Here is a 21,434-nt window from a genome sequence, read left to right as displayed (position 1 = left end):
TATAATTAGCCGTTGAAAAACAAAATCCTGCTAACAAACGCGAAAAATTTCAAAAGGTTTGGTTATTTAGAAAATTCCGATGCAGCTAACGCAATCGCTTGGTAAAATGTTTACTTGTGCCTTTTCCCAATAAGAGGAAAACTGCAGCATCTGCAAGAATAATAAAGTAGGCAAATGCGTCTGACGACCACCTAACAAATTTCACCCATCTTGTAACGGAGGTGTTTCTTCTGTGTCTATACATCCTCTTGCTGGTAAGAAAGCTCCGAAATCCCTATTAGTTAACATCCCGCGGCTAATTAGCGCCTATTATGCCAATCATCCTACTGCAGACGAGCCAGCGCAGCGAGTAGCCTTTGGCACATCAGGCCATCGTGGTAATCCCCTGCACAATACCTTTAATGAGGACCATATCCACGCCATCGTGCAGGCAGCCTGTTGTTATCGAAAAACCCAGGCGATTAGCGGACCGTTGTTTCTCGGCTTTGATACGCACGCCCTGTCAGAGCCGGCGTTTATTTCAGCGCTGGAAGTGCTAGCCGCCAACGGAGTCGAAACACAAATTGCCAAGGAGATGAACTATACCCCCACTCCTGTCATTTCTCATGCCATCCTAAGCTATAACAAAGGCAGAACGGCAGGTCTGGCTGACGGAATTGTCATCACCCCGTCGCATAATCCGCCTGACAACGGCGGGATTAAATACAACCCACCAAACGGCGGCCCGGCTGATACTACTATTACTAAATGGATCGCAGACAAGGCCAACCAGCTATTACAAAACAACAACCAGGACGTCCGGCGGATACAGTATGAAAAGGCACTGAAAACTAGCCAGGTACGCGAATACGACTTTATCACTCCCTACGTTCATGATCTAAGAAATATCATTGATATGGACGCCATTCGAAACGCCGGTCTAAAGCTGGCCGCTGACGCCCTCGGCGGTTCAGGTTTAGCCTACTGGGCACCGATTGCTGAAACCTATAGACTCGATATCGACCTGATTAACGGCCATCCAGATCCGACGTTCAGCTTTATGAATCTAGATGCTGACGGAAAAATTCGCATGGACTGCTCGTCACCTTACGCGATGGCTGGATTAATCGAGCTCAAAGATAAGTATGATCTGGCATTTGGCAACGATCCCGACTTTGACCGTCACGGCATTGTTACCCGCAGCGTTGGTCTGATGAATCCGAATCACTACCTAGCGACAGCGATTTATTATCTATTTCAAAACCGGCCTGGCTGGCGCAATGATGCCGCCATCGGTAAAACACTGGTCAGTTCCTCGATGATTGACCGGGTGGCAGTACATCTCAACAAACGACTAGCTGAGGTTCCGGTTGGTTTCAAGTGGTTTGTTGATGGTTTGGTTGATGGATCGTTTGGGTTCGGTGGTGAAGAAAGCGCCGGTGCTTCCTTTTTGAGAAAAGACGGCACAGTTTGGACTACTGATAAAGATGGTTTTATTCTTTGTTTACTGGCTGCTGAAATTACAGCAAAGACTGGTCGCGATCCAGGACATATCTATCAGAGCTTAACAGCAAATTTCGGTTCGCCTGTTTATGAACGCATCGATTCGGGCGCCAACTCACGACAAAAAGAAGTGCTCGCAAAACTGTCGCCGGAACAGGTTACCGCTGAAACCCTCGCTGGTGAAAAAATTACCGCCAAGCTAACCAAAGCGCCCAGCAACAACGCCGATATCGGCGGCCTCAAGGTGTGCACCGCTAATGGCTGGTTTGCCGCCCGCCCATCCGGCACGGAAGATGTCTATAAGATTTATGCGGAAAGCTTTACTGGTGCGGAGCACCTACGGCAAATTCAAGCCGAAGCAAAACAAATTGTCGCATCCACCTTCACAGCCGCCGGTGTATAAACAGATTAAACAAAAATAAATGGCTGGGGATCCCAAAGCGGGATCCCCAGCCATTTTCTTTTCAACACGATCAGCAGCTAACCGCCGACGAAAAACCTTATTGCCGCCGGCAGTCGTTTTGGCTTCAGCTTGTTTACGCCGAATGCCACACAAAGCAAGATCGCCATCAGCCCTAAATATAGCCAAATGAATTTCACAAAGGCAAATTTAATCCCCTGATAGCTTAACGGAACAAAAAACTCGCTGATGCAAATTACATGTAAGGCATACATTAGCAAACTGCATTTACCGTAGAGTTTAAACGGCATATAGATGCGACGCTGCGGATTGCGGTCTACGATGTAAAACAACAATGATAAAACACCAGCCGCGATACAAAAGAAGGCAAGCGTCGGCGGATAAAATAGATCTGGATACCCTTCTCGCGCAAACCGCTCGATCGGCTCAGCCTGCCACCACCAAGCGCCGATTGCCAGGCTGCCCAGAGTAGCTAACAGAACTTTTCCATTAGCAAACGAGGGATACTTGATTCTGAAATCACCAACAAGATATCCTGCAAAGGCCACGCCGAGCCAAGGAAAAATTGGGAACCAGCCATCAATCAACCAACCTTGCGCCAGCTCTGCCTGACTAATGATTTCATCAAGGGCCAGCCCAGCCTGCAGCATAAAGCCGTTTGGCGCATAGCGATAGCCTGCTTCTGCCTGTAATAGCAGCATCGTCGCGAAGATAGCGATAGTGATCACATACCGCCACATGATAGGAAACGTCCCCAATAAATAGCATAACGGCATCGCTAAACCAATCAGATACAACACATCCATGCTCACGAAGGGAACAAGACCCCATACAAACGCGTCAATGCAAGCCCCGACCAGCACAACCGCTAGCCCGCGTATAGCATAATACCCAAAATTGCGCTTTCGAAGCTGACCGGTCAGCCTGACCATCATACCTGCCAGAAACACAAACAACGGGGCAGCAAAGGTACCATAAAAGCGAAACCAGTCAGGGCTGCCGCCTGCTAGCGTATAGGGAACCAGATTCGAGGCAACCATGGTGAAAATTGCTATCCCTCTAATAATATCGATAGTGTCATCTCTTCTGCGCAGTGTTTTTGCCTCCTTTGCTAGCTAGTCGCAAAACCGACTATAAACCTCTTACTTATCTATCTTTTGCTATTTCCATCCGTTTCCATAGCACGCTGCGATAAAACATCGCATACAGAAGCACATAGACAGAAGCTGTCAGGAAAACGGCGGTATAACCCCATTCCCCGGCAACAAATCCCATACCAATAGAACCGATGCCGATACCAGCATCAACAGCGGTGGTATAGACGCCAAAAGCGGTTCCCCGGTTAGCTGGCTGAGTGGCGTCAGTGATAATGGTCGCCAGTGATGGAAAGGCCAGTCCATAACCGATGCCAAGGCCGGCACCACACAGAACCAGCGTTAATGTGGACGGAAATAAACCGACAACTAGCATGCTAACCGTAAATAATAGCAAAATAGCATAAGCTACCCGCTGTGCGGTGAAGCGATTGCAAAGCTGGCTGACCCAGGCGCGCGAGAAGATGACCGTAATCGCATAGGCAATATAATAGGGACTAATCTCGTTAATATGATAGGAAAGCATAAGCAACGGCATAAAGGTCATGGCACTGCCAAAACAGAATTGGACTGCCAGTAGGCTGAGTGTAGGCACATATACCGCCGGCAGGCTAATAACCTCAGCGATCGGCAACGCTGCAACAGGCGCAGCCGGACGGACGTACAACTTTGGTTTTTTTGGATATAGCAGCAGCGACAACAGTGTTGCTGTACCACCAACAGCCAGCACTAGGGTTAGCGACCCGAACTGATAGAGATAGTTAGCGCTGGCATTGGCGATACCTACGCCAAACATCGCAAATAGCGTATACGTAGCCAGTGCCTCGGCTGTGTGTTTGTCAGAATGAATTAACGAGGCTGTCGTTAAAGCAGCTGCACTATAAAAGGATATGCCAACTCCATGAAAAAAGCGGGAAAGTGCAGCGGTTAGCAGTGTATGGCTATAAGCATAGCTGATGATGGCAACAGTGGACAGCACAATGCCGCTGGCAATAATACGAGTACCGCCATACCGATCTACAGCCTTACCGGAAAAGATACGGAATAAAATAGCACCTACAGAAAAGGCGCCCACAGCAATGCCAACCTGGTGGTCATTCATACCCAAGCTATGGTAGTATAAAGGGAGTACAGGCATGAAGACATTGGTACTCATCCAAAAAAACATATTGGCTAAAATGAGACCGATAAATTGTTTGGTATAAAGTTCGCGATTAATCAACATCACTATCGCCCCGGTATTCAAGCCGACGTTGTGCGGCATACTCTTCTTGAATGCGTATAGCCCAAATTTGTACCTGTAGGTGTAGCTAATGATACGACCAAAACATTTGCTGATTCAGCTTTTATTATTACTCACTGCGACTGCCGTGGGTTATGAATGTCTCGCTTGGAAAGCAGCTGCTCAGTACCGGCCTGAGGTAACTCTATCTGTCATCGATGGTAATAAACCGGCTCTAGCCTGGAACGCTTTTCCTCTACCTTGTTATTATGCCATAGATGTACTAGCCTGTCAGCCTGATTCTGATGAGCCTACGCCAGCGTGGCAAATCATCGACAGCTTTCAAACTTGGGAGAGTCAGTTCCAATTAACTGCCCGCTATCCTTTTCAAACCTTCTGGCGAGTATCAGCGCGTAGCGCATTGCAGGCTCCTCTAGGCGCATTTTCACAACCACAGATTCTAAGCGAGTCAGTTCAAGCTGCCCCGACTCCATCCACTAGGCCAAAACCGCTCTCCCTCTATCCGGCTAGTATGCCTGCGCCACTCAAGCCATTTCTCACCTGGACGAGTGTTGCCGGGGCAGTGTATTATGAGCTGGAGATATTAAACGCGCCTCCCACCAACGCTGATGCCGCCTCGAGCCACCGCCTGTTTGCCACCCGCGAAGTCTTTGCTAACGGCTATCATGCCGATCTCAGCCAGCTAACAGACCGCCCGCTCTACTGGCGGGTGCGTGGACTTGATTATGATGGCAATCCGATTGGACTATTTTCCGAAGCCAGTCAAATCTATATCGATCCGGAGCGAAACGAACCACTAAAGCCGTTGCCGACGACCCGTTATAATGAAAATAAGCAGTCAACGCCACTATACCCTGTGTATTACTGGATTCCGTTAACCGGAGCCGCCTCCTATGAAGTGGAAGTAACCAATAGGCTACCGGAAAATCCGGGTGGTGTCAGCCCGTCAGCGTACCGTATCTGGAGTAAGCGGGCGACCGGCTATGGCATCTATGATGACACGGCGCGCAGCCAGCCGGGAACCTACTATTGGCGGGTCCGGGCGCTTGACGCACAGGGTGGAGCGATTGGCGTATACTCTGACGCGGTCCCCTTTCAAGTCGACTTAGCGGCTGGAAACTATGCGGCTAGCTTTGGCGACAGCATCACCCATGGCGGCGGCGCGGTTTCCTATTCACCTGCCGATTGGGAATACAGTTATCAGACATATCTAAGCTTTCCTCAGGTTAATCTTGGGAAAAGCGGTGATACGTCTACCACGATGCTGGAGCGATTTGAACGAGATGTTTTACCGTTCCAACCACGCTATTTACTGATTCTCGGCGGTACTAACAGCTTGCGCGGTGGAACACCAGCTGCTCAGGTAATCGCTGATTTGATTGCTATCCGCGAGAAGTGCCTGCGCTATGACATACGCCCAATCTTCCTCACTCTGCCGCCAATCAACCCTATTGCCATAGAGAATGTATTTCAAGAACCAACCGTACCCAACTGGCGGACAGAATTTGATCTGGTGAATGCTTTTATCCGTCAACAGCGCTATTATATTGACCTGGAACCGCATTTTCTCGATGATAACCGGGAACTGCCTGCTCGCTTCGCAGTAGACGGGTTGCATATTGACATCGAGGGCAAACGGCTGATGGGCAACGTGATCAATCATTTTTGGAAGACAGTGACAGATTGACATAGAACAACGTACGGTTTTAGGGTAACGGAGAATGCGAACCGCAGAGTACGCAGAGTGCGCTGAGGGCAATCGCAGAGGGTTACCGGGTACTGTATAGCACGATGAACACGAGCGGCACTAGCGATACACGAGCGACACAATAGTACCGCTAGGCATTAGTCGATTATCTGTAGTGGCGCTAGTGTTCCGTTCCTTCCTTGTCTTTCTGACTCCCAGCCTCATTTATTATTGTCAAGCTGTTCTAACAGACTATCTCTATGTACTTTGGCTGACGCAAAAAACGCACGGATGGCTGCTCGGTCAGCTTGTTCCACCGCCGCAGACAAATTGGCGAGGACGCCTTGGTAGGCTTGCAGACTACCGAGAATGGCTGGAGCATTACTAATACAGACATCAGCCCACATGTCGGCGTCAGACGAAGCAATCCTAGTGGTGTCACGAAAGCCGCCACCGGCCAGCTTCAGGCTGGTTTGTGGATCTGGGTAGCAATCCAAGAGATTCACCATCGCAGCGGCGGCAATGTGCGGTGTATGACTGATAACGGCAGCGCATTGATCATGCCGAACCGAGTCCATGACATCAACCTTGGCGCCAAGGCTCTCCGCCAAGGCTCTGATCAACTGCAAAGCCTGGGTATCTGTGTCTAAATCAGGACAAAGGAGGTACCACTTATCCCGAAACAAATTACCGTCAGCGGCCGAATAGCCGCTTTTTTCACGTCCTGCCATCGGGTGACCGCCAATATATCGGACATGGGGCGGCAGTAATGACTTCATCCGCGGCGCCAACCAGCTTTTTGTACTGCCCACATCAGTAATGATTGCACCGGATTTTAAAAACGGCGCAATCGATGCAGCTACAACCTCCATTTGCAGCACAGGAGTGCAAAGGAAAACGATATCTGCCTGAAGTAGTTCCGGTCCCGGGCTTTGGCTGACTCTGTCAATAACCTGCTGTTGTTTGGCGGCAGACAATGAATTGGCATTACGATCCAGCCCCAGGATAACCGGGCAGGGCTTAACATAGCGTTTCAAGCCGATAGCGATTGAACCGCCGATCATACCTAGCCCAACAATTGCGATACATAGCGGCTTAGTCTCTTGTGGTAAATTTTTCAAGTGCCTCCCCCTAACAAAAAAGCCCGTCCGTGACAGGATGGGCTATAAATTAGTTGACTCAACGAGCGCATTCTGACGTCTTGCCTGAAAGAATGGCTAGGCCATGCTCCAGCACAGGCAGCACGACGGTGAGACACTCTTTCACTGCCTTTGGACTGCCAGGAAGATTGATGATTAGCGTCCTCCCCCGTGTGCCAGCCACTGCACGTGACAGCATCGCCCGATCGGTAATCCGCATCGAGGCAGCTCGCATCGCTTCTGGGATACCGGGTACGAGACGATCGATTACCGCCAGTGTCGCTTCTGGGGTGACGTCGCGAGGACTTAAGCCGGTGCCGCCAGTAGTCAGAATGAGATCAACCCCCAGGCTGTCAGCCATATGGATCATCTGCGCACTAAGCACTTCCTTTTCATCAGGAACAACAAGATAGCTAGCTACTTCAGCTAGTCCGCGCAACAGATCGACAATCTCACGTCCACTGACATCTTCGCGCTCGCCGCGCGATCCCTTATCACTGGCCGTAATGATGCCCACTTTAAACATGGCCAACCACCTCCAGGCGATCGCCAACTGATACTGTACCGCCTGTAAGCACAACCGCGAAGATGCCTTCTTTAGGCATGACACAATCGCCTGCCTGATAATAAATAGCGCAACGAGTATGACACTCTTTGCCAATCTGGCTGACTTCGAGCAGAACATCATTCACCTGCATTTTCGTCCCCACTGGCAATGCGACCAGATCAAGTCCGCTAACTGTCAGATTTTCCGCAAAATCCCCAGGATGAACGTCCAAGCCAAGCTTTTGCATTTTCTCGATACTCTCCAGGGCTAGCAGACTGATCTGGCGGTGCTGAAATCCCGCATGAGCATCGCCTTCCAGCCCCAGTCCGGTCAATACGGTTGACGTACCGACGTTCTGTTTGCGTTCACCCTTGTGTTTGCTGGTGCAAACAGCAACAATTGTTCCCGCTTTCATGGCTTGCCTCCTCGCTGATAATGGCCGCTTTTTCCGCCTGACTTGGTTTGCAGACAAATCGATTCTATTGTCATGCCGCGATCGACAGCCTTGCACATATCGTAAATAGTCAGCGCAGCTGCGGAAACCGCGGTTAGCGCCTCCATCTCCACGCCGGTTTTGCCGGTGGTACTCACCGTAGCAGTTAGTTCGACAGAGCACTCTTCTGGCTTGATGGAAAACGACAGATCCACGCCAGTCAGTAACAGTGGGTGACACATGGGGATAAGCTCCCAGGTTCGCTTGGCTGCCATAATACCAGCGACTTGCGCAACTGCAAGAACATCACCTTTGGCGATACGGCCTTGTTGAATCAACGCAAGCGTTTCCGACTGCATCAAGACTTTGCCTACAGCAACGGCTAGACGCCGAGTATCGCTTTTTTCTGCGACATCAACCATTCTGGCTCGACCGGTTTCATTAAAATGTGTTAGCTCCATGTCGTCTCCTTTTTCAACCGCCAATTTGCGACATCTGGCGGGTCACAGCCGAGTCCGCGCTACCAGAGCTATTTAGCTCATGCCCGGCAGGCTTTAAGCAGACAGCCTGCAATAACAGTTGAGCTAATTGCAGATCATTGATGCCAGAACGCAATTGACTTTTAATATCAAACTCCATGTTTTGTAATAGACACGGCTTGATCTTTCCGTCTGCCGTCAGTCGAATTCGATTGCACGAGCTACAAAAATGTTCGCTGATTGGCGCAATAAAGCCAAGCCTTCCTATCATACCCGGCAGCGTGAAATAGCTCGCCGGGCCACCCCCTTGCGGAAATTGGATAGGAATCAATGCGGCGCCAGCGATTTCCGTAAGTTTCTCACGCAAATGGGAAATGCTTATGCTGACATCTGCTGTATTATAGCCGATAGGCATATATTCAATAAACCGAACAGCAACAGGGCGATTGCGTGCAAGGTTAAGAAAAAACGCGAGGTCAGCATCTGTTAAATAGGTTGTTGCGACAACATTTAACTTAACTGGCTGCAAACCAACAGACAAGGCCGCCTCAATGCCATCTAGAGTATCCTGAACCCTGCCACCGCCGCTAATCTGATGAAACAGCTCAGCGTTAACAGTATCTATGCTAATATTCACCCGGTTCAGCCCAGCTTGTTTAAGTTCGGCTGCCATGGGGGCCAGTAGACTGCCATTAGTCGTCAATGCAATATCCTGCAAATCCCTAATAGCGGACAAATTTCTGACAAACTCAATGAGACCACGCCTGACTAGCGGCTCACCACCGGTTAGTCGCACCCGTTTAAGTCCATGTTTTGTTAACACTGTCACAATGCGCAGTATCTCTTCATAGCTGAGAATTTGACTGTGCTGAAGCGGCTCTACTCCCTGTGGCGGCATGCAATAAACACAGCGGAAATTACAACGGTCAGTTACCGACACCCGTAAATATTCGATTGTTCGGTTAAAGGCATCGCGCATGCTATCACCTCAGGAAGCTGTGTCAAAGGATTTTTGCATAGTTAGATCGAATACGTTATCGCATATAAAACAATAAAGGAGGCGAATACCCTTGACTACGTTGTCTTTTCTCGGTCATGCCTGTTTTCAATTAAGCAATGAAACAACCTCAATTATTTTTGACCCCTATTTAACAGACAATCCGTTTCAAGTTGTCAAACCAACTGAGGTAAAATGCAACTATGTATTGGTTTCCCATGGCCATGCTGACCACCTTGGTGACGCGATCAGCATTGCAAAGCAAAATGACGCAACCGTAATTTCGACTGCTGAAATTGCCGGCGTATGCGGTAAGCAAGATTGTAAAGCCCATGCAATGCATCTAGGCGGCAAGCATGCTTTTGACTTTGGCTATGTGCGGCTGACACTGGCCTTCCATGGTGCTGGCGTACCAGGCGGTCATGCCTGCGGTTTCATCGTGAATTTCTACGGAACTACGGTGTATTTCGCCGGTGATACCGCCCTGTTCGGCGATATGGCCTTGTTAGGGCGGTTAGCGTCCATCGATTGGGCGCTCTTGCCAATTGGCGACAATTATACCATGGGACCTGACGACGCCGTCGAAGCGGTCGCCCTGCTGAAACCGAAGCAGGTCATTCCCATGCACTACAATACCTGGCCGGTTATCGCCCAGGACCCGGAAGCCTTCAAGCAAAAAGTAGAAAACCGCTCACAGATACCGGTCAGGATCATGAACCCAGGAGAAACGATATCAATCGCATAAGAATACGTTTTTAATTGTTTACGTATCGGGAAGATTGCCACGGGCTTAAGACTTTGCAAAGACATTCCTGTCATTGCGAAACCGTGAGGGCAATCTTCTTTTTTATGCTTTTGTCCCTATTTCCTTTACTACTGCAATCTCGTCACAGTGCGGGAACTTCGGGCAATTAATACATTCTTTCCAGACCTTGGGTGAAAGTGTCTCTTTCTCCACTTCGTGAAAACCAAGCTTAGCAAAAAATCCTGGCTGATACGTAAGGGCGAATACGGTCTTAACACCAAGGTCGAGCGCTTCTTGCGTAAGTCGCTCGACGATTTCTCTGCCGATACCAGTCTTAACGGTTGAAGGAACGACAGCCAGACTGCGGATCTCCGCTAATTCATCCCAAACCAGATGCAAAGCGCCTAAGCCTACCACTTCGCCGTCTTGTTCAGCCAGTATATACTCACGCAGTGTTTCATAAATCGTATTGCGCGCGCGGGAAAGCATAACTCCTTGTAAAGCATAATCATTGACGACTTTGTGAATAGCTTCTACATCCTTAAAGGTTGCCTTGCGATACACCACAGTTATCACCCTCTCTTTTTTGTTTGATCCAGATTAGTCTGTTCATTAGCTGGACACAAATCAGCCAGCGGACATTCACCACACCGTGGCTGACGCGCACGACAAATTTGCCGGCCATGCCAGATCAGCCAATGGTGAGCATGGCTCCAATCCTCTCGAGGAATCGCTTTCATCAACCCTTTTTCCACCTCGAGCGGAGTCTTGCCAGTCGCTAAGCGCAATCGGTTGGCGACTCGGAACACATGGGTATCAACTGCTATCGCCGGCGTGTCAAACAAGCAGCTAACCAATACATTAGCCGTCTTGCGACCGACTCCCGGAAGTGTGATCAGTTCATCATACTGAGTAGGCACTTGTGAGTTGTAGCGTTCACAGAGTATTTGGCAGGCGGCTAAAATATTCTTCGCTTTAGCGCGGAACAAGCCGCAGTCGCGAATTTTTGTTTCCAGTCCTTCTTGTCCTAATTCAAGTATCTTTTCCGGGGTGCTATATTCAGGAAACAACCGGGCAGTAATGATGTTAACCCTGACATCAGTGCACTGCGCCGAAAGAATAACCGCAATCATCAGTTCAAACGGATTTCGGTATTCCAACGCTGTTTTCGTATTACCATAGGAGTCTGCCAACCGGGCCAGCATCTCGTTTTTTATCGTTTTGGTTATCCGCAAGCTGTTCCCCCCCTGTCTGACAGCCCATAGTACTCTAAGCTGTTCATATTCCTCTAGCGAGTCGGCGTCAAATAGCATACTGCCATCGGCGATTTCAAGCGTAGCAACCTTATTAGGTTGTGACTTCAGCAGTTCCCTGCCCCCCTTATCACCTTCCAGACTAAGCAACTTCGGTCGCCAGACGTTTAGGTCAAACAGCACCGGACTGCCCTGTCTGCCTTGATAACACGGCCGCACTGCGGCAGCGCCGCTGCTGCGGTAAAGCAAGACCAGTTCTGTTAACAGTTCAGCTGTCACTAGCGGCTGATCAGCTGGCAAGAAAATGACAGCCTGAGTCTCGGCGTTAAGTGCCAATATCCCGGCCCGTATACTAGTCGCTTGCCCTGCTTCCCAATTTTCATTATGGGCGACCTGTAGTGGCAGATCTGTTAACACAGCTTTCACCTTGTCGCCCTCAGCCCCTGTGACCACGATGACCTCGCCCACACTAGCGCAACAAGCCGCATTCGCGGTCTGCCAAACCATCGTCTTGCCGCCAAGCGGCAGCAGTTGTTTACTTTGACCCATCCGCCGGGCTGATCCAGCAGCGAGAATTATTATTGCAATCATTTACTTGCCAAAGGAGCAGTTAGGAAATGTGCAAGTTTCACAAGACAGGCACAGTCCACCATAGCCCATGTTAGTGATGTCCGGTCGGGTCAAGCGTTCTCCCGCTAAAATCCGGGGAAAAACTAAATCAAACACCGTAATCTTAGCAAACATGCCACAGGCCGGCATGCCAAGAACGGCGGTATCGCCTAGATAAGCAACCATAAACATCGCTCCAGGCAGAACCGGCGTACCATAAGTAACAATTTCTGCGCCGGAAGCGGCGATAGCATCTGAAGTGACGTCATCAGGGTCAACAGACATGCCGCCAGAAGCGATGATCACATCTGCTCCCTGCTGTTTGAATGTTAGGATCGCGTCTTTGATTTGATCCCGATCATCCGGGCAGTAGACAGTACCCAGCAGTATCGAATTATAGAATTGCGCCTTTTCAGCGAACACGGGAGCGAAACGATCTTTTATCCTGCCATAATAGACTTCGTTACCGGTAATCACAGAGCCGATTTTCAGTTGACGCAACGGTTTTACACTGATAATCGGCGGATACTGCGCGGCAATGGCTTCAATCGTTGAAACCATCTGTTCTTCAACAACTAGGGGTACCACTTTTACACCTGCCAGCAGGTCACCTTGCTTCACCAATACGTTGCCGTGGCGAGTGGATAAAACCGCGTGTTCAACCAGGTTGATGGCATGAACGGCTTGTTCTTCGATCTTTAACAGACCATCCATGCCAGCCTTAATGTTAATTCTGCCTTCAGCCGGGTCAGAAAGAACGACATGATCTCCAGCGACAGCGTTTGCCATGCGGCGGATAGCGTCATTCTCGTGCAGTTGACCCTCAGCCAGGTCGATCAAATAAATATGTTCTTTACCAATATTTTTTAAAAACGGGATATCTTCCGGTCGGATGATATGGCCTTTGCGGAAAGCCGGTCCCTTATATTCTCCAGGCACAATTTTAGTTAAATCATGACCTAGGACTTTGCCAATGGCATCTTCGACCCTTACAGAAACAACCGCCATGACACCACTCTCCTTACAAAACAACCATGATCATGCAACACATCTTAGATCGCTAATTCGTTAAACTCCGCACCGGTGCCGGGATTCTACCGCCTCTGGCAATAAATTCATCAGAGCGGAAGCTACTTACCGGTAAAATCGGACTATGGCCCAACAAACCGCCAAATTCAACCCGATCGCCGGCCTTTTTCCCAGGAACAGGAATGATTCGCACAGCGGTGGTTTTATTGTTGATCATACCAATCGCCGCTTCATCAGCAATAATGGCGGAAATCGTCGCCGCTGAGGTGTCCCCAGGCACGGCAATCATATCCAAGCCAACTGAGCACACGCAAGTCATGGCTTCCAACTTTTCAATGCTTAGACTGCCGCGTTCAACTGCTGCAATCATGCCAGCGTCCTCGCTGACCGGAATAAATGCTCCGCTAAGGCCGCCTACATAAGAGGAGGCCATCAGACCGCCTTTTTTCACTGCGTCATTTAGCAGCGCTAGCGCCGCGGTGGTACCTGGCGCGCCACAGCTTTCCAGACCCATTTCCTCAAGAATATAGGCCACGCTATCACCAACGGCAGGCGTGGGCGCTAGCGAAAGATCGATAATGCCAAAGGGAACGTCCAATCGTCTTGAGGCTTCCTGGGCTACCAGTTGACCCACCCGGGTAATTTTAAACGCCGTTCGTTTAATGGTTTCCGCCACCGCGCCAAAGTCCTGTCCTCGCACGTCTTCCAGCGCACGTTTCACGACTCCGGGCCCGCTAACACCGACACTGATTACCTTTTCTGGTTCGCCAACTCCATGAAAGGCACCTGCCATGAAGGGATTATCTTCTGGTACATTCGCAAACACAACCAGTTTAGCGCAACCCAGTGCATCACGATCGGCCGTTAGCGCTGCCGCACGTTTAATAATCTCACCCATCTGACGCACGCAATCCATATTGATGCCAGCCTTAGTAGAAGCGAGATTAACTGACGAGCAGACCCGCTCAGTCCTGGCCAAGGCTTCTGGGATCGAGGCGATCAGCACTGAGTCGCCTTTGGTATAGCCCTTTTCGACTAAAGCTGAAAAGCCGCCAATAAAATTGACTCCAACCGCTTTCGCGGCGGCATCCATTGCTTCGGCGACAGGAACAAAACTATCCGTTTTACAGCTTTCAGCAGCAATGGCAATCGGGGTAACTGATATCCGTTTATTAATGATTGGAATGCCGTATTCGGCTTCTATATCTTTACCGACCTGAACCAGCCTCTCGGCCGACGTAGTAATCTTATCATAGATATTGGCGCAGAACTGTTTGAGATCGGGATGAGCGCAATCACGAAGACTAATCCCCATCGTAATCGTCCGGACATCTAGATTGTTTTCTTCAATCATCCGGTTGGTTTCCAAAATATTTTTCAATGTCAGCATAGTTATCCTCCTAAATCTGGTGCATAATTTGGAAAATGTCCTCATGCTGCACTTTGATGTCTAGGCCTATAGCCTCTCCCTCGTGTTTAAGCTGCTGTTGCAAAGCAGTCAGAGCAATTTTTGATTGGCTCATATCAGCAATCAACACCATATTAAAAAAGCCATCAACAATATTTTGGTTGATATTGAGAATATTGATTGAGTTTCCGGCCAGAATGGCGCTAACCATGGCGATAATGCCAACTCGGTCCCGTCCTACAATTGTAAGCACAACTTTCATTTGCCACACTCCTAGCTGTCTAATTGCAATAGACATTACGAAATATAATAAAGTCTATCTTTCTACTTATTATACATATTTCGCGATAAAAACCAAGCTGATTTTACAAAATGCGTTCACGATTCGGCAGACAGATGGAAAATTGATCCTTAACAATACTGCCTGCTACTATACCTTCCAGCTCTGAGGCAACAGCGAAAACAGCAGTAGCAATACTCGTGGCTATAGTATAGTCACGATCAGATTCTACCTTATTCAAAAAAAATAGTGTTCGAGCGGTAGTCGGGAATCCTCGCCGATAGCCGACCGGCGATAATAACAATTTAACGACAACATCTGTTGTGATGACAGCCCCAAGAGGCTGACCGGTCACCGCTGCAGCAATCGCAGCACGATGAACAAAATCCGCAGTCAGCAGATGGCCTACTACATCCACACCAACGACTGGAATGATAAGCGATGTACTACTAGGGACGACTGGTTCGTGTTCTAAATATCCTTTTAAGGATTTGCCGGCTGAACCATCTGCTTCAATCAAAAAGATGACATCTGGCAAACTCTCGGCTGCCTCATTAAACCATTCAGGCGGCAAACCGGTTAATTTTCTAGTATCGGCAGAATCAATTCCTGCCGCAATCGTTGTTAAACCACAACCAGCCTTGCGAGCAGTCTGGACTAGTGAGTTGGCGCTATCAGCAAATAGAACCTGATGGTCGCCGCCTATTGGCCGAAACAGCTTTGTCGTGACCGAAAGGATGGCCTTTATCCCGTGCGCTGCGAGCAAGCGGCCCAAATAATACAATAAGCTGGTTTTCCCGCCACCGCCTGTGATCGCAATGATATTTGAGCTGCCGCTTGTTAACAGCGGCAGCCAAATTTGGCCTCCGGGAAACTGTGGTTTTATCAGGTTCACCTCAACCAGCCTCCTTGGATTATCGCCTGCAATATTGGCTCATCAGCCGGCGGATAGCTGTATTCTAATAGTTTGTTGCTAGCAACCCAAGCATAATCATCGTGAACACTGAGTTGAAGTTTCCCGCTTTCCCAAGTAGCCTGGTAGGCAAGAAGATGAATAGAGCCGCTTGGATACCCAAAACGGCTCTCGGCAATAAATCGGCCTACTGAAATTTTGATTGATAGTTCTTCACAAAGTTCCCGTTTCAAACAGTCCTCCGGTGTTTCACCTGGTTCAAGCTTACCACCAGGGAACTCCCACAATCCAGCCAAGTTTTGACCGGGTGCGCGCCGGGTTATCAAACATTGGCCGTCTTTGATGATGACAGCAGCTGCCACCTGAATCACAGTGACTCCTCCTACTTTACGAGAGGCGGCTTGCGAACGCTGGTCGCCTGTTCAAATGCATAAGTTATCGCAAACAAATCGGGCTCTGCCCAAGGGCGACCGACGAATTCTATCCCAACCGGCACTCCCAACGGCGCAGTAGCGGTTGGCTGTGAGAAGCCAGCAGGCACGGTGAAGGCAGGAAAGCCCGTCACAGCGCCCAGGACGCCGTTGCGATCAAGCTGCGGCTGACCGACCGGCACGACGAGACGTTTCTGATGGGGAAACACGAGCGCGTCTAAGCGCTGGTTATCCAAGAGTTCTTGAGTTGTGCTTATTATTTCTTGCCGCAGCCTAACGCGGCGGGCATATTCATCGCCGCGTTGACTGAGTTGACCGGCACGGTTCAGTGTGTCGCTTATTCCTGGATGGTATTTGCCTGACGCCAAAATATCAGCAATAGAGTGAACACTGACCTGGTCACCAAGGCCTTCTAGATAGGCTTCCAAGTGTTCTCTAAAATCATACTGGTGCAAGCTGACATCACTGATTAAAAAGTCTGCAGTCCAAGGCAGAGTTAGCTCAATCAGAGTGGCTCCTTGATCAGCTAGTTGCTGCAAGGCAGTAGCCATTACTGCGTTGACCTCGGAATGAATGGGATCCTTGCCAAAAAAGTTGCGAACAACGCCAAGGCGTTTGCCTCGCAAGCCTTCATTATTCAAGTACGCAGAATAGTTCACAGGTTCTTTTGTTCTGCAATCAGCTGTCGCGGAATCGGCAGAATCATAACCGGCGATAACCGATAATACGGCAGCCGCGTCCGCTACGCAACGCGTCATCGGACCGGCTGTGTCTTGATTCAGTGAGTAGGGGATAATCCCGGTACGGCTGACCAATCCCAGCGTCGGTTTGACTCCCATTAGACAGTTGGCCGAGGATGGTGAGCGTACCGAATTCACCGTATCAGTGCCAATACCGACAGCCCCGAAGTTAGCAGCTACTGCTGACCCAGTTCCACCGCTCGACCCGCCGGGAGACCGTGTCAGGTCATAGGGGTTGAGTGTCTGCCCTAGCATTGAACTGACGGTTTCACCCCAAATAGCGAACTCATGCAAATTGGTCTTTGCTAGGATAACTGCTCCCGCCTGCTTCAGCCGGGAGATCAGGAAGGCATCTTGTTGCGGTATGTAGCCAGCCAAGCTGAGAGATCCTCCGGTTGTTTCTAAACCGGCTGTTTCAATATTGTCTTTGACGAGAACAGGAATGCCATGCAACAAACCGCAAGCATCACCGCGACGCCGCGCGGCATCCAGCTCATCCGCCGCTTTAAGGGCTAACGGATTGACCTGAATCACCGCGTTGATCGCCGGTCCCTGTTGGTCAAATTGCTCAATTCTCGCCAAATAAGCTTGGACCAATTCTCGCACAGATAGCTCGCCAGTCTGCAAAAGGTGATGTATGTTCTGGATTGTCAACTCTTGGACTTCCTGCAATGCAATCACTGCTCCTTCTTTGCGGCTTGTGCAAGATGTAACCAATTATTCCTCGTCGTATGCGACTACACGGCAAATAGAAGATTCACCGTCAACAAATCGCCAGGGATAACAGCCGATGATCAAGCGTTTGTTCAGAACTTTGGTCAATTCGCCGCCAATGTTTTCAATGTGGATGATATCATGCGGGAACAAATCGACATGCATCAATTGATAATGATCTGGCGGGAAAATTTCGTCCAGCCCTTTGCCGTATTTACCTTTCAAATAGGCGTCACACTCAGCGGCTTGTTTCGGGCACCAGTCGCGAATCTTGGTATTCATCGGATGGTCTGCGGAGCCTGCATCTACGCCAATGTACTTAATTTCCATCTCGCGACACCATTTCGCAAATTCGCGAGTAGGTCCTGGATGTTTGACCATATAGCGCACTTCGTCGGCTTCAGGCTGATCCCAGCTATATTTCAGATAGCCGGTGTGAAGGATCAGAATGTCTCCTTTACGAACATCAGCACGCTCCATGATGTCTTTTGACGTGTAAATTCCATAATCTTCACAGATATCGCTTAGGTCGACAACAACGCCAGGGCCGATCAGATCAGTCAACGGAATGCTGGCGATATCGCGGCCATGGGTGCAAAAGTGCAGCGAACCATCGAGGTGGGTCCCCACATGATTCGAAGTCGTAATCAATTGACCATTTGCGCCGTTTGAGCTCAGGCGTTTGAAGAATTTAATTTGCAGTGGCTCATATGTAGGCCAGGGTGGTGTCAGATGACTCAATCTTTGAGTCAGATCATACATTTTCACTTTGTCCCAATTCTTAACCATCGTTTATCTCTCCTCTACTTTTTCAATTTATCTCATACGCTCTGCTAGCGCACGGACAGCTTTTTCAAAACACTCGCGCGGCGGCCGTACCACTCCGGCGCCGACCTGGCCGACGCCTGGGTCTTTGTGAGCCATCCCAGTGTTGATAACAGGCAACAAACCGCTTTCTGTCACTTTGCGCACATCAATACCTGTCGCTGCGCCACGGAAATCGAGATTCGGCAGGGTGAAGTTGCCGTTCTCAGACAGAGTAATCTCATACATTTTTTCGGTGTACTCGCGAGCGTCAGTCACCGTGCCGCCAACGAACTGGACAATCGCCGGCGCGCCGCCCATGGCGAAACCACCAATGCCACATGTTTCTGTGATCGCGCTATCGCCAATGTCTGGATTCGCATCCGCCTGGGTGTAGCCTGGGAAGAATAAGCCTTGTATATACTGAGCCGGTCCGGTAAACCAAGTATGACCCGGGCAACCGCTAACTCGAATACCAAACTCTACGCCGTTACGGGCCATTGTCGTCACTAGTGTGCTATTTTCAATACCGTGCGCGGCATCAAGCGCGGCTTTACAAGCTGGCATAGATAGATTTAAGAAGAAGTGGTCGTTAGAGTGAATAAAGGTCAATACGCGAACCAGCACCTCAGCAGGCAGTCCCGCCTGCGCTAAAAACGGCGCAATTGTCCGGATAAACAGGCTAGTGCCTGCTTTATTACGGTTATGACACTCATCTCCCATGTGCAGAGCTTGGGCAATCATCGATCTGAGATCAATGCCGCCTGACAGACGAATCGCTGTTTTGAGTGCGGGAGCCAGTTCCTGCTCAATCCACTTTAACCGGTTAATAACTTCCTCGCTGTAGGCGCCAAAGCGCAGAACTTTGCCTAATCCTTCATTTAATGTGCAGAAAGCAAAGTTGCCATGCGTCTTATTTTCAATGACTTGCACAGGCATTGAAGCAGACAGTATGCCGGCCATCGGACCAACGGCATTATGCTCATGGCAAGGCGAATAAATAATCTCTCCCGATGCGGCCAGTTTGACCGCTTCGGCTTCATCCTTAGCTAGTCCTTCATAGATGAGAGCTCCAATGACAGCGCCTTTCATCGGTCCGGCCATCTTTTTCCAAGCCACCGGCGGCCCGGCGTGGCAGATTGTATGGGAAGTCATGCCTGGTACAACATCAAGGGCTTTAGCAATATCGACAAATACCGGACGGGCGTTTTTTAACCGTTCAACAGCTAGCTCATTAGCAGCGTCGACCTTCGGATTATCCAGCAGCATATCCAGTGCTTTTGCCAATTCAGGATCGCCGCCAGCTGGTGGACGCCAGTCGAGTTGAATGACAGGCGTGTTTTGCTTGGCAAGTTCCTGTTCAAACAGCTCTGCGCCAATGTTAATTACCTTCAAATTACCTGACATTAAAGATAATGTGGCCATTACGCATCCCTCCTTTGTGCAATTGCTGCCGCCAGCCAGGCAGCGCGTGCATTGCTGTCGGCCAGAATCGCGCCAGCATCGACCAGTATCTTCTCTTGCATCGCCTTGGTTTGCGGATCGCCCTCCGTGCCACAAACATAGGCGATAACAACCAGACATCTACCTTGAGCTGCCGCAGTGGCGATAGCTTCTTTTATTGCTGGTGCAGTGAGTCCAGCTGGATCAGGATGCGAGCCGTATCCCAGCACAACATCGAGCAAAATAACCGCAACTTCGGGATCAGCGGCTTCAGACAACAGTCGCGGCAACCGCAACGATGGCTCAATCATCGGGTGCGGACGGCCGATGGTAAAAACATCATCACCAAGATCAATACAGGTATGCTGCTGGCTAGTGTGAATATCCGCCAATTGATCGGCTTTCCCGGTATTGGAATACACTTTCCCAAGTGAGTGGTGCAGGATTGTTACCGCTTCACCGCAGAGGGTGCCGCCGCAAAATAGACCTCGCACGTACCGCTGCTGCAGCGTTAATGCTGCAGCAAGCGGTTTTGCCTGGCTGGCAAGCTGCTGTTGCCAGGAAACGTCCGCAACTGGTTTCTGACCGTTTGCCAGAGCGGTGGCGATAATTGCCGCAGCTTCAAGAGTATCTGCTACATATATCTTGTCAGAGTCGGTTGTGCCTGCGCCACCGACAAAGCAGAATACGACTGGTTTGTTACAGGCATCTACCGCCTGCTGAATTTTAGCTGCAACCGAGGCCGCGGGCGGTTTTGATACCAAAACGATCACATCGGTTTTGGTGTCCTCGCAAAGAGCGGCAAACGTATCAAGCATCATGATGCCGCCAATAGCTTCCTGCAGATCGCGACCACCAACACCAAAAGCCTGCGAAATCCCGCCTCCCAGGCCGTCGATGCAAACTGTGACTTCCTGCAGACCGGTGCCAGAAGCGCCAATGACGCCAATATTGCCAGACCGAACTGCATTGGCAAAGCAAAGACCCACTCCATTAATGATTGCCGTCCCGCAATCTGGTCCCATCATTAATAATCCGTTAGCGTGGGCCAATTCTTTTAGTTTTTTTTCTTCTGCAAGTGTAACATTATCGCTAAACAACATGACATTCATCCCTCTGTTGAGGGCCTTCTCTGCTTCCCGCGCCGCAAAACGGCCTGGTACAGAGATGACTGCCAGGTTAGCATCAGGCATGGTAATTAGAGCTGCTTGGATGCTGGATGGCCGTAACTTCAGTGTTCCCGCCGCTCCAGCTGGTTTCTTGGCTAACAAGTTGTTAGCCGCTTCCATGGCTTGTTGACAGACTTCCTCGCTTTCTGCCCGTACTGCCAATACCAAATCTGACTCCGAAGCATCAGACACTTCGGTTGTCCAAAGTCCTACTGATTGTAATAGATCTTTGTTTAACGCCGTAGCCATAGCGACAACTGCTTCGGTCACCCCGGGAACGCTTTTAATCTTGCCAGATAGCGCCATTAACGTGACTGAGTCATGATAGGCATTTTTTCTGATGATAACTGTATCTGCCATTCTTACTCTCCTCT

The 21,434-nt window shown here is 49.8% G+C and carries 21 protein-coding genes and 1 pseudogene; 3 read left to right on the top strand and 19 right to left on the bottom strand.

The genetic code is table 11. From position 1 onward, the window contains the following. The first annotated feature begins 232 nt into the window (after nt 1-232). Complete coding sequence (pgm, locus tag AXX12_RS03820; RefSeq protein WP_066238407.1) at nt 233-1,885, top strand: phosphoglucomutase (alpha-D-glucose-1,6-bisphosphate-dependent); 1,653 nt, start codon at nt 233-235, stop codon at nt 1,883-1,885. A gap of 77 nt (nt 1,886-1,962) precedes the next feature. Here the strand turns inward: pgm and AXX12_RS03815 are convergent, their stop codons facing one another. Beyond that, nucleotides 1,963-2,976: a heparan-alpha-glucosaminide N-acetyltransferase domain-containing protein gene (locus AXX12_RS03815; protein ID WP_269448389.1), complete on the bottom strand. Its 1,014-nt coding sequence runs from the start codon at nt 2,974-2,976 to the stop codon at nt 1,963-1,965. A gap of 73 nt (nt 2,977-3,049) precedes the next feature. Then, nucleotides 3,050-4,261 (bottom strand): MFS transporter, encoded by a 1,212-nt coding sequence (locus AXX12_RS03810; RefSeq protein WP_082816696.1) that lies wholly within the window; start codon nt 4,259-4,261, stop codon nt 3,050-3,052. A 49-nt stretch (nt 4,262-4,310) separates the two neighbouring features. Between AXX12_RS03810 and AXX12_RS03805 the strand changes: the two genes are divergently transcribed. Beyond that, the gene (locus AXX12_RS03805) at nt 4,311-5,927 is read left to right on the top strand and encodes a GDSL-type esterase/lipase family protein (protein ID WP_066238396.1); all 1,617 of its coding nucleotides are present in this window, start codon (nt 4,311-4,313) and stop codon (nt 5,925-5,927) included. 221 nt (nt 5,928-6,148) lie between these two features. Here AXX12_RS03805 and AXX12_RS03800 read toward each other — a convergent pair whose 3' ends face one another. The 5 genes from AXX12_RS03800 to moaA are packed head-to-tail and all read right to left on the bottom strand — an operon-like array spanning nt 6,149 to nt 9,504. Continuing rightward, the gene (locus AXX12_RS03800; protein ID WP_231881785.1) at nt 6,149-7,048 is read right to left on the bottom strand and encodes a prephenate dehydrogenase; all 900 of its coding nucleotides are present in this window, start codon (nt 7,046-7,048) and stop codon (nt 6,149-6,151) included. A 58-nt stretch (nt 7,049-7,106) separates the two neighbouring features. Then, complete coding sequence (locus AXX12_RS19785) at nt 7,107-7,592, bottom strand: MogA/MoaB family molybdenum cofactor biosynthesis protein (RefSeq protein ID WP_066238393.1); 486 nt, start codon at nt 7,590-7,592, stop codon at nt 7,107-7,109. After that, a complete protein-coding gene (locus AXX12_RS19780; RefSeq protein WP_066238389.1) occupies nt 7,585-8,028 on the bottom strand; it encodes an MOSC domain-containing protein in 444 nt (147 codons plus the stop codon). The genes AXX12_RS19785 and AXX12_RS19780 overlap by 8 nt, the downstream gene beginning before the upstream one ends. Then, complete coding sequence (gene moaC, locus AXX12_RS03785) at nt 8,025-8,507, bottom strand: cyclic pyranopterin monophosphate synthase MoaC (RefSeq protein ID WP_066238386.1); 483 nt, start codon at nt 8,505-8,507, stop codon at nt 8,025-8,027. Before moaC ends, AXX12_RS19780 begins: the two co-directional genes overlap by 4 nt. A 13-nt stretch (nt 8,508-8,520) precedes the next feature. Further along, a complete protein-coding gene (gene moaA, locus AXX12_RS03780) occupies nt 8,521-9,504 on the bottom strand; it encodes a GTP 3',8-cyclase MoaA (RefSeq protein WP_066238383.1) in 984 nt (327 codons plus the stop codon). Nucleotides 9,505-9,595: 91 nt separating this feature from the next. Here moaA and AXX12_RS03775 point away from each other — a divergent pair, with 91 nt between their 5' ends. Beyond that, the gene (locus AXX12_RS03775) at nt 9,596-10,267 is read left to right on the top strand and encodes a metal-dependent hydrolase (protein ID WP_066238380.1); all 672 of its coding nucleotides are present in this window, start codon (nt 9,596-9,598) and stop codon (nt 10,265-10,267) included. A gap of 102 nt (nt 10,268-10,369) precedes the next feature. Here the strand turns inward: AXX12_RS03775 and AXX12_RS03770 are convergent, their stop codons facing one another. The 12 genes and pseudogenes from AXX12_RS03770 to fdrA form a co-directional block, all read right to left on the bottom strand. Continuing rightward, nucleotides 10,370-10,834, bottom strand: a complete 465-nt coding sequence (locus AXX12_RS03770) for an N-acetyltransferase (protein ID WP_066238377.1) — start codon at nt 10,832-10,834, stop codon at nt 10,370-10,372. Nucleotides 10,835-10,839: 5 nt separating this feature from the next. Next, nucleotides 10,840-11,502, bottom strand: coding sequence for an endonuclease III (gene nth / locus AXX12_RS19775; RefSeq protein WP_066240221.1), 663 nt, complete (start codon nt 11,500-11,502; stop codon nt 10,840-10,842). 129 nt (nt 11,503-11,631) lie between these two features. Beyond that, a pseudogene (locus AXX12_RS19770) lies at nt 11,632-12,111 on the bottom strand (nucleotidyltransferase family protein); the annotation flags it as partial. After that, on the bottom strand, nt 12,112-13,137 hold the full coding sequence (locus tag AXX12_RS03760; RefSeq protein WP_066238374.1) for a molybdopterin-binding protein: 1,026 nt from the start codon (nt 13,135-13,137) through the stop codon (nt 12,112-12,114). A gap of 52 nt (nt 13,138-13,189) precedes the next feature. Further along, a complete protein-coding gene (locus tag AXX12_RS03755; RefSeq protein WP_066238371.1) occupies nt 13,190-14,548 on the bottom strand; it encodes a PFL family protein in 1,359 nt (452 codons plus the stop codon). A 10-nt stretch (nt 14,549-14,558) separates the two neighbouring features. Then, complete coding sequence (locus AXX12_RS03750) at nt 14,559-14,828, bottom strand: ACT domain-containing protein (protein WP_066238368.1); 270 nt, start codon at nt 14,826-14,828, stop codon at nt 14,559-14,561. Nucleotides 14,829-14,931: 103 nt separating this feature from the next. Continuing rightward, complete coding sequence (gene yqeC / locus AXX12_RS03745) at nt 14,932-15,741, bottom strand: selenium cofactor biosynthesis protein YqeC (protein WP_066238365.1); 810 nt, start codon at nt 15,739-15,741, stop codon at nt 14,932-14,934. Further along, nucleotides 15,738-16,130 (bottom strand): 8-oxo-dGTP diphosphatase MutT, encoded by a 393-nt coding sequence (mutT, locus tag AXX12_RS03740; protein WP_066238363.1) that lies wholly within the window; start codon nt 16,128-16,130, stop codon nt 15,738-15,740. Before mutT ends, yqeC begins: the two co-directional genes overlap by 4 nt. 11 nt (nt 16,131-16,141) lie before the next feature. Beyond that, the gene (locus tag AXX12_RS03735; protein ID WP_231881784.1) at nt 16,142-17,647 is read right to left on the bottom strand and encodes an amidase family protein; all 1,506 of its coding nucleotides are present in this window, start codon (nt 17,645-17,647) and stop codon (nt 16,142-16,144) included. Beyond that, nucleotides 17,648-18,433, bottom strand: a complete 786-nt coding sequence (locus tag AXX12_RS03730) for a cyclase family protein (protein ID WP_066238360.1) — start codon at nt 18,431-18,433, stop codon at nt 17,648-17,650. Nucleotides 18,434-18,460: 27 nt separating this feature from the next. Next, a complete protein-coding gene (locus AXX12_RS03725) occupies nt 18,461-19,873 on the bottom strand; it encodes a YlbE family protein (RefSeq protein WP_066238357.1) in 1,413 nt (470 codons plus the stop codon). Further along, the gene (fdrA, locus tag AXX12_RS03720; RefSeq protein ID WP_066238353.1) at nt 19,873-21,420 is read right to left on the bottom strand and encodes an acyl-CoA synthetase FdrA; all 1,548 of its coding nucleotides are present in this window, start codon (nt 21,418-21,420) and stop codon (nt 19,873-19,875) included. The genes AXX12_RS03725 and fdrA overlap by 1 nt, the downstream gene beginning before the upstream one ends. Between the last annotated feature and the right edge of the window lie 14 nt (nt 21,421-21,434).

This window comes from Anaerosporomusa subterranea, from assembly GCF_001611555.1.
Taxonomy (GTDB): domain Bacteria; phylum Bacillota; class Negativicutes; order Sporomusales; family Acetonemataceae; genus Anaerosporomusa; species Anaerosporomusa subterranea.
The sequence above is the reverse complement of the archived record's forward strand: the minus strand, read 5'-3'. Positions and strand labels throughout refer to the sequence as shown.

Excerpts from the sequence above, each read along its gene's own strand:
- AXX12_RS03810 (WP_082816696.1), bottom strand. The coding sequence starts at position 4,261 with ATGCCGCACAACGTCGGCTTGAATACCGGGGCGATAGTGATGTTGATT.
- AXX12_RS03805 (WP_066238396.1), top strand. The coding sequence starts at position 4,311 with ATGATACGACCAAAACATTTGCTGATTCAGCTTTTATTATTACTCACT.
- AXX12_RS19785 (WP_066238393.1), bottom strand. The coding sequence starts at position 7,592 with ATGTTTAAAGTGGGCATCATTACGGCCAGTGATAAGGGATCGCGCGGC.
- AXX12_RS19780 (WP_066238389.1), bottom strand. The coding sequence starts at position 8,028 with ATGAAAGCGGGAACAATTGTTGCTGTTTGCACCAGCAAACACAAGGGT.
- moaC (WP_066238386.1), bottom strand. The coding sequence starts at position 8,507 with ATGGAGCTAACACATTTTAATGAAACCGGTCGAGCCAGAATGGTTGAT.
- moaA (WP_066238383.1), bottom strand. The coding sequence starts at position 9,504 with ATGCGCGATGCCTTTAACCGAACAATCGAATATTTACGGGTGTCGGTA.
- AXX12_RS03760 (WP_066238374.1), bottom strand. The coding sequence starts at position 13,137 with ATGGCGGTTGTTTCTGTAAGGGTCGAAGATGCCATTGGCAAAGTCCTA.
- AXX12_RS03755 (WP_066238371.1), bottom strand. The coding sequence starts at position 14,548 with ATGCTGACATTGAAAAATATTTTGGAAACCAACCGGATGATTGAAGAA.
- AXX12_RS03750 (WP_066238368.1), bottom strand. The coding sequence starts at position 14,828 with ATGAAAGTTGTGCTTACAATTGTAGGACGGGACCGAGTTGGCATTATC.
- AXX12_RS03730 (WP_066238360.1), bottom strand. The coding sequence starts at position 18,433 with ATGGTTAAGAATTGGGACAAAGTGAAAATGTATGATCTGACTCAAAGA.
- AXX12_RS03725 (WP_066238357.1), bottom strand. The coding sequence starts at position 19,873 with ATGGCCACATTATCTTTAATGTCAGGTAATTTGAAGGTAATTAACATT.
- fdrA (WP_066238353.1), bottom strand. The coding sequence starts at position 21,420 with ATGGCAGATACAGTTATCATCAGAAAAAATGCCTATCATGACTCAGTC.